This is a genomic window from Paenibacillus sp. J2L1-98, assembly GCF_056269405.1.
In genome coordinates, this window is the sequence record NZ_JBWDNW010000001.1 from 1,006,870 (window position 1) to 1,022,645 (window position 15,776).

Genomic DNA, 15,776 nt, shown 5'->3' on the forward strand with positions numbered 1-15,776 from the left:
AGGAAGGCGCTACGGCCTTCCTCCCGCTACAAACTCTGCTTATTAACTACCAGATTGATCGTGGGGCACAGTAACCTTTACAGATACAACCGTTTTGTTGCCCGCTTTATCGGTTGCCGTATACGTGATCGTATAGATGCGCGATTTTTCAGCACGCAAGCCGAATGAAGTGGCAGCCGTACCGAAATTGGCCTGAATATCGCCGCCTTGACCGCTATCGGGTTTATTGCATGTGATGGACGTTAGCACCACAGATTCAACACCCGATCCGGCATCGCTCGAATTCAGCGTAGCATTAACCGTCACCATTTTATGGTCAGGAGACCAAATCGACGTCTTATCCAACTTGACAGATAGCTCCGGCGCAGTCTTGTCAACCTTAAACTCGATGGTTTTAGATTGTTCTACATTGCCCGCTTGATCCTTGCTGCGGTAAGCCAGCTTATAGGTTCCATCCCCAAAGGCAGGAATCGAACCGGTGAAGGGGATCCAATCGCCGTCATTCACTTGATACTCCGTCGTCACAGCTCCGCCGTTTGCACTGGCGTTCACGGATAAGCCTACGGTAACATCCGTCGTGTACCAGCTGTTCTTGCCGTTAGGCGCAGCAGGACTTAACACGGCTTCCGTTACAGGAGCAATCTTATAAATGTTGCTTACTGTAATGCTCGTTACATTCGATACATTGCCTACAGCATCTATTCCTCTTGCATACACGGTTTCATTATCTGAAACAATAACTGGTGCGGGGTATGCTGTCCATGCTCCGCTTTCCCCTACTCTGTACTCCTGCACTTCGGCGTCGCCCGGATAGCTGATCGTCACGGCGACACCTTGATTGGTCGGCGCTGTGGTATCGACAGCTAGGGTTGCATCGGCTGGCGCAATATGATCGATATTGCTGACCGTGTAGCTCGTTACATCCGACACGTTACCCGCAGCATCCGCTCCTCTTGCATATATCGTGTCGTTTTCGGAAACAACCACAGGAGCACCGTACGCAGTCCATATGCCATTTCCGCCTATTTTGTACTCCTTCACTGCGGCGTCGTCCGGATAGTCAACCGTTACAGTAACATCGGTGTTGGTTGGCATTGTTACATTCGCAGACAATGTTGCGTCTGCCGGAGCCGTCCTATCTATATTCACTTGTATCGTTTGATCGCCCGTGGTATTTGCCAACCGATACTTGAGCGTATGAACGCCGTCCTGCTCCAATGTAATCGGAGATGCATAGGAATGCCATACTGCTTCGCCGTTCAGATTGTATTCCGCACTCCCGGAAGTCGATAAAGTGACGGTAACCGGCACTATGTACCAACCGTTCAACCCATTTGGCTCGGCGGGGTCCACGGATGCAGTAATCAGGTAGCGCAAGCCCTTCAGAGCCGTCTCTAAACTGGCGGACGCAGCATTGATCTCGGCCTGGGATGCATTGGCATTGTCAGACACGCTTATCGCCGACGTTACGGCTGTCTGAAGTGCCGCGACACTTTCCGCCGTGTATTGGTCAGCGCTAATGGCTGCGGCTTTGTTCAGCAGAAGCGTAAGCAGCGTGCGATCTGCGAGCTTCTCATAAAACTCCAGATCGCCTACATTCGCAAAACCATTAGGCGTATAGTACCGCAAATAGCGGTATGCCGTGCTGCTGTTAATCATTTGCGTATACCATTTGATATCGCTGACGCCGCTTATCGTATACAAGGTATCAAAATTAGTTCCGTCGTTTGAGCCCTGGATAAGCGCTCCATTCATACGAGCAGCATTGCCGGATCTTGGTATAAACTTCACGCTGCCAACCACTTTGGCGTTGCCTGCGCCCAAATCGGCACGAGCCCAACCGTTTGCGTTCGTCGTATCGGGGGAAGTGGCCGTGTTTCCGTCAAAAGCATACCATCCGTTCGTTGCGGCGTTAGCCTTACCATCCCAGGAAGCAGATGATGCCAGAGCCATCGAAGATGTAATGGCGATTTTCGGATAGAGCGAGCTGACAGACATCAGCTGCCTTTCAGCCTGAAGCAGTTCATCGAGAAGCGCAGCCTTGTCTGCTCCCGGCTCGCTCATTTCCGCTTTAATCCGTTCTACTTCAATCTGATACAGGTAATAGCTCGCTTTCGTATAGCCGTCAGGCGCGACCACTTTGGAATCAAAATTGAAGTTATAATCGCCATAAAATTCGACTTCCGCGATGTTGCCGAACCATGCGCTGCTGTTATACAGCTTGATATAGCGGTAGGATTGATAATTTAACATTTTATCTAATCGGATATCCATCCAAGTGCCGTCTGTTGCTCCAATAACAGGCCCAGTAAGATTAGTCCAAGTTGCATTGTCGTTCGATCCTTGAACAACAAGACCATTCATTCTTATCGCGTTGCTCCCTGCTCTTGGCAAGAGCTTGATTTCATTCAGCTTAACCGAATTGCCTGCTCCGAAATCTGCAATGTAATAGGCTCCTGAGCCGCTATTCAGGTCGCCGGCTGTAGAAGTATTGCCGTCAAACAACAAATACCCTACCTGATCCGCCGACAAGCCTGTGCCGGGCCACTGTTTATCCGAAGCGGTAACTTTAGCAAGCGTTGTGACATTGATTTGGGGATAATTAATTTTGCCCGTTGCTAAAGTTACCATGCTTCCCGTATCTGCTGTCGTGCCGTCCGCCAGCTTCGTTACAGTAAATACTACGTTCACCAAGGTGTCAAAGTCAGGTTGTGTGATCGTTCCGTCTGTGTCAATCACTCCTGCTGGCAATGTTGATTTGATCGATACGGTATAACCTGCCGGCACTTTTGGCATCTTGATGCTCGTCGCATCCTTTGCAGGCGTTGCAATGCTTGTAATTTTGGAGGCAATCGTTGCAGCAGAAGTCATATAATCGCCATAAAACTCAACTTCTGCCACGTTGCCGGCCCATGCGGAGCTATTATACAGTCTCAAATAACGGTATGCATTATGATTAATGATTTGATCGCCTTTAACATGGAACCATGTTTTCGGCTGCGAATCTGAAACGCCTTTCGTAATGTTCGTCCAATTGACATTGTCGTTGGAGCCTTGAACGATGAGTCCTCTCATTCTTGCAAATGCCGTTTCTCTTGGCATCAGCACAACTTCGTCCAGCTTAACAGCAGCGCCTGCTCCGAAATCTACCGTGTAATAGGAAGGCTCGGAATTCAAATCGCCAAACGTAGATATGTTGCCATCAAACAGCAAGTACCCTACCTGATCCGCTGACAAGCCATTGCCAGGCCACTGCTTGTCCGAAGCTTTAACTGTAGCCAGCATGGGTACATTGATGAACTTGGCTCCATCGACAAGGAACAGCTTGGTGCTGTCGGTAGACCCATACACGGTGTCCCCACTCGTTCCGTCATTCTTTTGGTAGTCAACCGTAAATTGAATCTTGCCGGTTGTCACATTTCCAGTCAACTTTGCTGCGGCCGTCCAGTTGATGTTGTCTGTCGCGCTGACCGTCGCATCAATGCCTTGTATCTTGACCTTTAAGTTCTGAATTGCTTCTTTTGCTTTAATCGTAACTTTTGCCGTATCGCCCGTGGAAATCTTTCCGCTTACGCTCTGATCCGAACCGATCGATACGGACTCGATCTTATTGCCAATCTCGTAGCGCTGACCATATATTCTAAATTCTTGCAATTCCAGGAAGTTTCTAACGATGCCATAAAGAACATCTGGCAGCGGCTGAATCATTTGCAATTTGATATACCGATATTTTACATTCCGGTACGCAGGATCTACATCAAGGGTATTATATTCTTGCGTATAGGCTGTAACTCCAGGTGTCAACCGCGTCCAGGTCTCCCCGTCATTCGATCCATATACCGTAGAGTTTGCAAGGCGATCCGCAAATATATTGCTTTGGAACCCGAATTTTGTGGCTGCAATCTTAAACTCGGGACCGAAATCCACAATATGGTACAAATTAGGTGCCGACCCGAGCGCCAGCCCGAACCAACCGCCAGTTTGATTGTCCATATCGTCCATATTTTGAATAGCTGAACCCCAAGATGACCAATATACTTTATCCGTATAATGTATGCTTCCGTCCGGTCTTAAAGGCGTCACTAATTCGAGACCTTGGACTGCGCTCCTCAGAGCTTGCAATTGCAGATTGAAGGCTTCATTAGTCGCAACTTCAATCTGACTTATCGTCTTCTCATAATCGGCTTGGTAAGATGCAAGCGAAGCAGACGAATAGATGGCATTCGGATCATACGGAGCTATTACGGCTTGTACGGCAGAAGCCCGGTCACCAGCTACATGAATAGTAACATTCTTGGTTGAGACCGTAGTGCCGTCAGTAGCCGTGACAACAAAGGATACGTCTCCAGCTTGCGTCGGCTGCCAGGAAAATGCGCCGGTTTCACTATTGATTTCAAGCCCGCCCGGATTATTCTGAAGCTCATAAGAAACAACATCCGTGCTGCTTGCATCCGTAGCGGAGATGTCGATGCTGATCGGCGAACCGACATAGGTGTACAGAATCAAATCCGAATTTCCTGCGTTAAATGCAGGCGGCGTCAACGGATCCGCTTTCTTCAGGATATGGTCAATATCAACCGTGGTTCCGGCAGGTCCTTTGACAGTCACCTCATAGTGTTCCGACAAAGTTGTCGACGGGTAGGCGACATATTTCCATTGCCCTTTCGTGTCCGGCAGCGTGAGCTTACCTGAACCCACTTCCATTGCAGCTACGCCATTGGTCCGAATGTTGACTCCGAACATAGTCCCGTTGATGGTAGCCTGAGTAACGGCAATTTTAGTTCCTTCCGTGGTTGCGTTGAACCTGACGAAGGAAGTATCGCCCTCTTGCATGATGTCTGTATTATCGCTTAATAATGTGCCCCTGTTTTCGATTTCATAGATCGAATCATTCAGCGCTTTCGGAGTATAGGTTGCCGCGTCAGCCTCTGCCGCTAGAGGCAAATAGAGCCACTCGTCTCCTCCACCGTCCACTTCGTTCCATCTGTGAGGAGCGGGCGGATTCCTCTTGGTGAATGCTTCATAAAAATAGGGAGCCTTCTGCTCAATATCGACTCCTTTGACATACTTATAGTAGTAGAAGAGATCCCATATAGTATTGTTGGCAAATCTGCCCCGATAGCCGTTTGCTATATGATTATAGGTATCTCTTATCGTCCCATCGGGAGAAATGGCGTACGCAACCGGCGTCCAAGGCGTATCATAACCAAGCATAAACCGCCAATAATAGTCAGCTGCCGCCAATATGCGTTCATTCAAAAACTCATAGGGACCTACAGCGTCGGCATTTGTGGATACGGTTCCTTGCACCGGATCTACCTTGGTTCCCTGAGCCATCAAAATACGCGATATGATGCCCGTATTTGTCAAGTCACCGCCGCCATGCGCCTGGTCTCTGCCCATCTCCACATGCTGTACATGCGGCGTGACCGGTTCGCCCGTCAAGTCATTTCGATCGACCATACGGAACAACCGGCTAATCGATCCGTTGAAGCCTTGATCCTTGGCTGTCGCATTAACGGTAAACCATTCGACAGACTCGTTATATCTCTCTCTGTTATCGGTAAAGATATAACCCGCCATAGCTCCGAGCAGCGGATAATTATGCTGGTTCATAAAAAAGTTTTGATTATGAAGAATCGTTTCTGTTAACGGAACAATTAAGTTGCTCGTAAAATTAGCAGTATCTTGATCCGTCCACTGCAGCTCTGGCGTTTGATAGCTTGAATATCTCAAGATTTCTGCAGCAGTTGCCATCCTGTTGAGCGGTATTCCCGCATGAATATGCCCATCGGTATAGGGCTTGTATTTCGCAGGATCCATCTGGGACCAAATGCGGATAATATGCAGCGCGTTTGCCCGATAAGTCTCATCGCCGGTAATATAATACATCATCGCCTGCGTATACGCTTTCAAACCGTCAGCAATAAATCTCGATTCAATGCCCTGACTGTTAAAATAATCGGCAGCCGGTTTCGTTGGATCCGTCGAGCTCTGGTTGCTGGACGAAACGGTTTTTGAAGCTGCAGCAGATTCGGTCATGGCCACATAATTCGAATACCAAGGCTCTTTTTTCGCCTGCACCTGCGCCCGCATTCTTTCCAGCACCTCTTTGGTTAATCCGATACCCGGATGTGTGAAACCATTCGTATTCGTTTCATAGATTTCAACCTGATAACCCGTGCTGACGGGCGTATCCTCAGCCGAAGCCGTGCCAACCGGCATAAGTGTCGCAAGCATGCTGACTGCTGCAACAACGGCCAGCAAGCGCTTCCATAGTTTTTCGAAATAAAGTTCAGTTCTATTCATTATGTGTCTCCTCCTCATGAGCTATAGCCTCTCGACAATTGCCGAGGGCTCTTTTGTTCGGATTACCTAAATTCCAGCGTAAATAAATACAGCTTCCGGTTTTTGATGATCTCCATTATAAAAGATGGTGACTTTCTCCCAGCGATGACATAAACTCTAGAGGCCGAAATAGTTGTTGTGTCTTCCATTCATCTCCCCTTTATGACTCGTCATTCGGCATAAATTGATTTTACTTCGATTTCCTTCCTTTCCATGATGGCCTTGCAAGACTCATTGTGGCAGAAATAGCGACTTTCAATGTAGAGCAATTATTACCGGGCATGTCATTATTTCAAGCTTTCGACCCTTCAATATTTCATTCACCCTCAAAAAATTGAGGATTATAGCGAAAAAACAAGAAAAACCCATTCACCCAGTTTTGCTCGGGTCCAAGCTTTTCTACTTATTCAACTTATTTTCCGCCATGATCCAGATACGCTTGTAGAACCACTCCTGATAAGGAATGAGTTTCGCTTTTGCCATTCGTAAAAAAGCCGGCGTCAAACAAATTCAATTTGTCAGGCGCCGGCAAGTGATATATTATGTCTTATTTACCACCATTATCGAGATACGCTTGAACCTGTTTCACCAACTCGGCCCGAATTTTGTCCAAGCCAAGCGAACGAAGCTCTTTATTCAATTTAACTGCACTTTCTCTCCAATTAGGGTCTTGACCTGCAAGGTAAAAGAGATTTGCCGTGTCATATTTGCTTTGTACTTTTGCAATTTCCGATTTCACCGGCTCGGTATTGAATGTAAATCCGCTCAACGCGAGTTGATAATACGTTTCATTTTTAGCTTGATAATTAATATAATCCAGAACTGCAGGATCATTCTGACCATTGACACGAGACAAAATCGGATTCCAAGTCATTTCATAACCAGGGAAAACATAATTTAACGTGTTATCGGTTGTGCTGTATTGGCCATCTGTACCTTTAGTCCAGTGCTCGCCCTCAATACCAAGCTCGAATAGATCATGGTTGTCTGGGTTGCTGTACAGCCAGTCCAAATATTTCATCGTGCGATCTATATTTTTGCTTGTTTTTGGAACAACAAGGAAGTTCCAGGCTTTATAGCTCGTCCCAATAGCCGCGTCTTGCTTATTCATAGCAGCTTCGTTATAAACAAAAACTTCGAGGGATGCGTTTGGATCTTTCTGCTTTAATTCCTGAACGGCTTTTGCAAATCCGTTTAATGTAGACTCATAAGCAGCCCCTTCTGGACCGCCTGCCGCTTTCTCAGCGAGCGGATCTTTCGGCAGATATTTCGCGAATTCCACCCGTGTGTCTAAATGCTTATAGAAGAAATCCGGGTTGTTGTATGGCGTTGGGAAGCTGGCATAATCCGCTTCCGGATCGCCAATTGTTGTTGCGCCGAGCACTTTTTTGCCATCCTCGGACAGGACGATATTAAACTGCGCAGCTGTTCCACTGACTTCATAAGGGTACGCACGGAAATTCGTTTGCTTGTCCGTAAAGTTAGAGAACATTTGGTAGAAGACCATACGGCCGCCGCCGAAAGGAACCATCTCCGGATTGTTTTCCTTCACTTTATCGAAATAAACTTTCAAGTCATCATAGCTTTTAATTGGTTCCAAGCCATATTTTTGGCGCAGATCCTTACGAATCATGACCACAGGGATATCCGTATAGAAATTGGTGACTGGAATCGCATAAATATGTCCGTTAATTTTGTTGTTATTCAAATATTCCTCAGAGAACGCTGCTTTCAGACCTGGATATTCATCATTATTAAAATAGCTATCCAGCTCCTGATAGTAGCCTTTGCTAATATTTTGGTTCATGTTCCACCAGGGAGCATCAAACGCCAAATCAAATTCTTCGCCAGCCGCCAATTTCAATGATAATTTGTTGCTGTATTGGTCCGGCAAATCAAATGTAATATCCAGCTTTGTATTCAAGCTGTCCTTCGTTTTGCTTTCGAACTCCGCTACGACTTTGTCCATGGCGATCGGCTTTTCTCCGAATAGTGACACTTTCAGCGTGCCTGGGTCCGGTGTTTTTGTCTCACTCACATTTGTAGAATTTGTCGTTTCAGTTTTGTTGCCATTACCCGCATCGCCATTCCCATTGTTGTTGCTGCAAGCTGTGACGACTGTAAGAGCCGCTGTGAGCACCAGCAGGGATAACCCTTTAAGCTTTTTCTTCATTTCTTTCTTCCTCCCTTTTCTTGGTCAACATTATATGCTAAACCGTCAAATGCGACGGAGATAGCCTTACCTGCATTACCCTTTGATGGAACCAACCATCAATCCCTTGACAAAATACTTTTGCAGGAATGGATACAGAAGAATGATTGGGCCAATCGTAACGACCGTTGTTGCTAGTCGAGTGGTATAAGTCGGCGTATCAAAGTTTGGCAAATTAACGAGAGTAGATAGTTGCTTGGCAAATTGTGCATTACTCATAATTCTCTGAATTAAGTATTGCAGCGGGAACTTGCTCTCATCAGAGATATATAACAATGCTTCAAACCACTTGTTCCAAAACCCGATTGAATAGAACAGGCCGATGGTTGCAAGTGCCGGTAAGGAAATAGGCAATATAATTCTAAAAAAAATATAGATATCATCTGCGCCGTCAATTTTGGCCGATTCTGATAGTGATTCATCAATTGAACTGAAGAAATTACGCATGAGAAACATATTCCATGGACTAAGCAATGCTGGAACAATAAGAACCCAAATCGAGTCTTTCATCCCTAAATATTTTGAAATGAGCAAGTAGCTTGCAACTAATCCACCGTTAAAAAGCATCGTAAAGTAAATATAAAAGTTAATGGAATTGCGATACTTAAGTAGTTTTAAAGACAAGGGATATGCGAGCATACAAGTCACTAACATAGCAAGGCATGTTCCGACAACGGTTACGAAAATCGTCACGCCATAAGCCCTATAAATAGTCGGATCTTTAAATATAAGATCATAAGCAAGCAACGAGAAATCACGAGGATACAGCTCGAAGCCATGCTTAATAACAGAAGACTCCGATCTAAGCGAATTACTTATAACGGATATAAACGGTAACAAGCAATAGATCGAGAACAAAATCAACGTTAAATAAATGAATGCTTTTAAAATACGATCGCCAAGACTTTCCTTAATCATGTTATCCCTACTTTCGATTAAGATTAGAAAATTGCAGATTCCGGATTAAATTTACGGGCAATTTGATTGACTGTAATAACAAGAACGAAACCAATGAGTGATTGGAAGAAGCCTACGGCAGAAGCCATACTCAGGTCACCTAACTCGGTCAATGCCCGGAACACATAGGTATCGATTACATCTGTGGTTGGATAAAGAACAACGTTATTTCCGACAAGAGCATAAACCATCCCGAAATCCCCGTAGAAGATTCCCCCAAGACCAAGCAATGTGAGCAAGATGACGGTTGGTTTCAATAGCGGTAGCGTTATAAAGCGTATCCGCTGCCATCTGCTGGCACCATCTATGGAGGCTGCCTCGTAAATATCCGGATTAATGGATACGATAGAAGCTAAGTAAACAATTGAACCAAAGCCTGCTCCCTGCCATATTTTTATTAGTACTAGGATAAGTGGCCATAAAGCCGGATTCGAATAAAACGAGACAGGATCTCCCCCTACCCATTCAATAAGCTTATTAAGCAGTCCGGCTTCCGTACTTAGAAGCGATGAAGCAAACATGGCAATTACTGTCCATGAAATGAAATTAGGAAGAATGATGACAGATTGGCCAATTCGTTTAAACCACTTACCTCCGAGTTCCGATAACATGACTGCAAGACTAACTGAAGTAATGGTTCCAAACAGGATGAACAAAAAATTAAGATAGAGTGTATTCCATATCACTCGAAGCGTTTCGCTGGATTGAATAAAAAACTCGAAGTTTTTAAGCCCTACAAACTTACTCCCCATAATTCCATCGATGGCATTAAAATCCTGGAAAGCAATAATTAGTCCACCCATAGGGATATAAGAGAATATAAAGACGAGCAGAATACCCGGTATGGTTAATAGATACAACTTCCCGTTTTTACTGATCTCCTTAAAAAAAGATGACAGCTTCCGCTTATTTGTTTTTTGATTCGCAACGCTCTGAAAGGCTGTTGTGGTTTTCATACGGATTCCCCCCTATGATTCAAAGATGGTATTTTGTTCACTTCGTTTCCTCTCTTTCTGGGGTTTCTTTGTTATGGCTTCATTGTGCAGAATTACTTGCATCAGAGGTAGAGCAATTATTGTCCTCCAGGCCACTTTTTCAACCTTTTGGAGACTCTAAAATTTCATTCACCATCCACAATTTGAGGATTTATAGCGAAAAACCAAGAAAAACCCGGTCACCGAGTATTGCTCGGGTCCGGGTTTTTCTACTTAATCAAATTATTTTCCGCCATGATCCAAATACGCTTGCATTTGCTTAATCAACTCTAGCCGAATTTTATCAAGACCGAGAGCGCGCAGCTCCCGGTTTACTTTGCTTGCTTCCGTTTCCCACTCCTTTATAACGCCGTTTTTCAAAATTTGATCGGCTGCGGCCCATTTCGGGCTAACCTTTGCAATATCACTTTTAACAGGGTCGGTATTGAATACAAAACCGGAAAGCGGCAGCCGATAATACGTTTCTGGGCTCGCTTCATATTTATATATCTTTTTCAGAGCTTCGTCGTTGTCCGCATTTGTACGGGATAACGTCGGGTGCCAAGTCATTTCATAGTTTGGAAAAATATAGCGTGCAGATTCGGACGTTTGTTTATATTCTTCCTTGCCCACTGCTGTCCAATGCTTCCCTTCGATGCCAAGCTCGAATAAATCATGATTCGCCGGGTCCGAAAACAGCCAGTCGAAAAATTTCATGACCCGATCCGGATTTTTCGACGTTGCAGGAATGACGATATCATTCCACGCTTTATAATCCGTGCCGACGCAACTCTTTTCCATTTTCCTGGCGCATTCACTCCCGTAAATGAAATATTCCAGATCCGCATCCGGATTAGCCTCTTTCAGGCTTTTCCGGAGGGCGGGGAACGCACCTATCTTGCCTAACGTTGACGCCGCAACACCTGCTACGAGCAGATCTCCGCCGCTTCTCATACTTAATGGGTCTGCACTTATAAATTTGTTCCATTCGACGGCTTTTGCAAAATGGCCGTATACGAATCGCGGATCGTTATAGGGTGCAGGAAAGCTCTTGTAGTCATCCGCCGGGTCTCCGATCGTTGTGGCACCCAGCACCTTCTTCCCGTCAGCAGTGAGCGCAATGTTCCATTCCACACCGCTTCCGAACGGGTTATGATAAACAATATTATCAGGGCGGTTCTCGGGATAAAACATCTCATAGAACCCCCAGACGCCTCCCGCCGCAAGCGGAATCATCCCCTTTTCATGCTGCTGCACACGCTCATAGTAAGCTTGCAGCTCCGCGTAGCTCTGAATCGGCGGCAATCCGTACTTCTCGCGAAGATCTTTTCGAAGCCAAACTACCGGAAGATCCGCATAATATTGCACGAGTGGAATGGAATAGATATGACCGCCTATCTTGTTCGCGTCCAGCAGTTCCGGCGGGAAAGCCTTTTTCAAACCCGGGTATTGATCGTTATTGAAATAGCTATCCAGCTGTAAATACAGACCTTGATTCACATGCTGCGTCAACGTGCTCCAATTGGCGTCGAAGAGGGCATCGAACTGATCCGCCGCCAGCAGTTTCAGTTTCGTCTTCTGTTTATAATCCGGGTAAGCGTTCCATTCCATGTCCAGTTTCACGTTTAGCGTGCTCTTCGTTCTTTGCTCAAACTCGTCCAGCACCTGCTGCATGTCCATAGGCTTCTCTCCGAACAGCATCATCTTGAGCGTAACCGGTTCGGGACCGTTCGGCGCAGCCGATCGATTCAGTGCAGACTCCGGGTCTGCGCTGCTCGAACATCCGGAAATGCCCAGTAAACATGCCGAAATCAACACGGTCAATACTAACCTCTTTGCAATCATTCTGTCTTCCTCCTAAGCGTGCAGGTTAATATCGGGATTCGTTATCGTTTTTATTCCCTTGCGATATTGATCCGGTGTTTTGCCGCAATACTTCTTAAATGAAGAGTAAAAATAATTCGTATTTAAGAGTCCGACCATTTCGCCGATCTTGCTCGCCGGGATATCAGTTTGCACCAGCAAGTCCTGCGCGATGGCAAACCGGTGATCCGCGATATATTGCGAAATGGATTTGCCCATCTGTTCTTTAAAAATTTTGCGGGCATAGTTCGTCGACAATTCTACCATTTCGGCCAGCAGATCGACCGAGAAGTCGGGATTGCCGTATTGTTTATGGATAATTTCGCCCATAATCTCCACGACGCGGGATTTTTTCATGGACAAGCGCTGCTCCCTGAGTTCGAGCACTCTCTCCAGAGCCTCCAAATAGAAAGCGTGGATTTCATCTAGCGTTTCCCGTTGATATACGGCCTGTGGAAGCGAATAGACCCCTGTTTGGAGCAGCTCCTCCTCTTCGATCATTCCTTTGGTGACCCGCACGGTCATGAGCATAAGTCCGGACAATTGCTCGATTAAATCATCATATTGAAAATCGCTCACACGCAGTATAAAATCGGCGACCGAGTGACGGAGCTTTTCCCTGTCTCCGGTCCTCAGGTTGTCCATGATCGTTTTCTCCAGGGATAACAGGGCTTCACCGTCCGAAGAATCGCGGTTCGCTTCCATATCTTGCGCAATGATACAGCCGGTCCCGCGAACGAGCCGGTACTGGGATAGCCGGTACGCTTGCTGCCAGGAATGGCGGATTCGTCCGATTTCCGCAGCGATTGGTCCGATCGATACCGTAACGGACATGCTCAAATAGCCCGTAATATGGGTCTGAATCTTGGACAGCAGCGTTTCGATTGCAGCATGGGAACAATCGTCGTCGTTGATGTTGAAAATGAGGACGACGGAGTCGCTGTTATCGCTCCAGGTTTCCATTTTATAGTGAGGGGAAACGATCTCCTGTGCGATATTGGTCATGGCATATTTCAATAAGGCGATGTCCGAAGTATCGTACCGCTTCATTTGCTTCTGATAAGCGTCAATCCGAAGCAAACATACCCGATAGTAACTTCCGGTCAGTTGAATTCCCAAATCCTGTATATGAGAAGCGGCAGGTACCGCACCGTCGCTAACGATCGACCGCAGCAGCTCATTCTTCTTGCTCGGCGTAAAATCGGATACCTTGGTCTGCAGATGCCGGATGAGATCTTCGTAAGATAAGAACGATCTGGCGAGCAAATCATATTCGTTAAGAGGCGCTGCTTCCTTCTCCGCCAAGGAGGAAGTGCCAATCCGCTTGACCAGCCTTCGCAGCGGTGAATAAATCATTCTCGTGGAGAAGAAAGCGGTAACCGCAGCGGCCAGCACGAAGAATACCGATACCCAGACAATAAACCGTTTATTAGCGTTTACTTTTTGCAGCAGACTGCCGTATTCTGCGACTCCGACGAAGCTCCAGCCGAGCCGTTCCGATTTCATATAGGAAATCAGATACTCTTTTCCCTCCATCGATTGGAACAATCTTCCGCTGTTTTCTTTGGACTGAAGAACTTTTTGAATCATCTGCTGATCCAGCACCTTCCGTCCTGCCGAATTATTGTCCGAACCGGATATGACCGTGCCGCTCCCGCTCAGAATGAATGATTGCTGCGTGCTTGATGCATTTCCTTTGGTCACCAGATTGTGCAGTACCTGTTGGTCGAGATTCAATACGAATGAACCTTCCATCGTCTTGCTGCTGCCGTATTCCGAATAAATAACCGTTATTAATTTGCTGTCATACTTCTTATTCAAATAGGTGAACCGCTCCTGACGGGGGATGAAGACCCCCTGCTCGGAGTAATTCCCGTTTTCCAGCATCTCTGTCATGTCGGTATCGAAAAAACGTTTGAAATCGCTTACCATCGAAAACGAAGAAAATATAAATTTCTTCTTCATATTATAAACATAGACCGAATGGACGAGCGGATTCGCAATGATTAGATCATTCAAATATTCATTGATTTTATAAGTTTCAATTGGACTGAACGAATCGGCATACATGGCGTTGAAGACGATATCGTTGTTTCCGAACACCTGGGCGAAATGATTATACGTCGAAGATAACAGCAGATCGGCCGTATTATACATTTGCTCCGTCATCCGTTCGTTCGATTCGTCGATGTCCCTTGTCAGATCGCTGGACACCTTGTTCATGACCGCATAAGAAAACACCCCGATAAATAAAAGACAAACCAGCGCGTACGAAAAAATGATTCGGATCAGCACATTGTTTCTCCGGAATGCCGCTGACAGCGATTTCATTACGATCCCCCTCCAAAAAGTAATTCTCTCTTATTTGTATCAAAAATATATCATCTATTTTTCATCCTTACTACTGCCTGGTTCGCAGTTCATGCATATAAATATTGATTCATTATGCGGTTTTTAACTTCTTTCATGCTTACGAAAGCGATAACAGCATAAAATTACTTAGCAAAGGAACCTTGGATCGCTCCAAGGTTCCTTTGCCAGAATTAATTTTTATTTAGCGGAAGCATCATACGACTTCTGCATGCTTACTTCATCTACGTTCGCCGGATCAATCCATACCGACCACAAAGGGAAAACCTCTTTCGGCTGTTTGCCATCATAAAGATGCGTAGCTTCTTGCAGTCTGCATTCAAAGCCCGTAGGTAAATAAATGTCCGTTCCTTGTACCGTTCCATTCCTGAATGTCTTCGGCTGATAATACTGGGCGACAGGCCCCCAGCTATTGTTCAATGGCGCTCCGCCCGGTTTACCGGCAATCGTAGCGAAGAATGACGAATGAAGCACCGGGATCAACCGGATAATTGTAAGTGGAATAGGCTGCATGCGGACCTGTAAGAGGTGCCAACGGGTTGTAATCCTTATTGTAAAGATTGCCCTCCCTTGTGTTTATGAAGATGGCGGGGTGCATTCCTGCGCCAGCTCCGAGCAATTGCGCGTCGGCATTTTCTCCGATCATCTTGAACGCTTCAGCATTTTGCGTAAATGCGCCCGGATCGATTACTTTTTTATCATACAGCGACTTAATGTACTGCAGACCTTTTTCCACTCCGGCTTGTTGGCCGCGATGTCGACTTTTCCGTTATTCAATGTCAAATAGGTCCGATCGTATTCGTATATAAATCCGTTCATCAGGAACGGTATAATATGCACGCCAAACGTCTCTACCGAGCCGCTTAACGGAACTTCGTCCTGCTTGCCATTGCCGTTAGGGTCCTGTGTCTTGAACGCTTCAAGCACTTTAGCGAACTCTTCTGTCGTCTTCGGCACTTCCAGCTTCAACTTCTCAAGCCATGTCGTATTAATCCATATTTTATTCGGATAAGATACCCCAGCCTGAGGAGAACCTTGCGGTCCTCCCCCCC

The 15,776-nt window shown here is 46.1% G+C and carries 6 protein-coding genes and 1 pseudogene; all 7 read right to left on the reverse strand.

Annotated elements, in window-relative coordinates; translation table 11 throughout:
• Positions 1–42: 42 nt before the first annotated feature.
• Positions 43–6,309, reverse strand: a complete 6,267-nt coding sequence (locus AC0YNZ_RS04485) for an OmpL47-type beta-barrel domain-containing protein (RefSeq protein ID WP_475825441.1) — start codon at positions 6,307–6,309, stop codon at positions 43–45.
• Between the two features lie 586 nt (positions 6,310–6,895).
• Positions 6,896–8,521, reverse strand: a complete 1,626-nt coding sequence (locus AC0YNZ_RS04490; RefSeq protein ID WP_475825442.1) for an ABC transporter substrate-binding protein — start codon at positions 8,519–8,521, stop codon at positions 6,896–6,898.
• 75 nt (positions 8,522–8,596) lie between these two features.
• A complete protein-coding gene (locus tag AC0YNZ_RS04495; RefSeq protein ID WP_475825443.1) occupies positions 8,597–9,478 on the reverse strand; it encodes a carbohydrate ABC transporter permease in 882 nt (293 codons plus the stop codon).
• 23 nt (positions 9,479–9,501) lie between these two features.
• Positions 9,502–10,473 (reverse strand): ABC transporter permease, encoded by a 972-nt coding sequence (locus AC0YNZ_RS04500; protein WP_475825444.1) that lies wholly within the window; start codon positions 10,471–10,473, stop codon positions 9,502–9,504.
• Positions 10,474–10,734: 261 nt separating this feature from the next.
• Positions 10,735–12,336 carry an ABC transporter substrate-binding protein gene (locus AC0YNZ_RS04505; protein ID WP_475825445.1) on the reverse strand — a complete coding sequence of 534 codons (1,602 nt, stop codon included), beginning with the start codon at positions 12,334–12,336 and terminating at the stop codon, positions 10,735–10,737.
• 12 nt (positions 12,337–12,348) lie between these two features.
• Positions 12,349–14,685, reverse strand: a complete 2,337-nt coding sequence (locus AC0YNZ_RS04510) for a helix-turn-helix domain-containing protein (RefSeq protein WP_475825446.1) — start codon at positions 14,683–14,685, stop codon at positions 12,349–12,351.
• A gap of 240 nt (positions 14,686–14,925) precedes the next feature.
• Positions 14,926–15,738, reverse strand: a pseudogene (locus tag AC0YNZ_RS04515) (type 2 periplasmic-binding domain-containing protein); the annotation flags it as partial.
• Between the last annotated feature and the right edge of the window lie 38 nt (positions 15,739–15,776).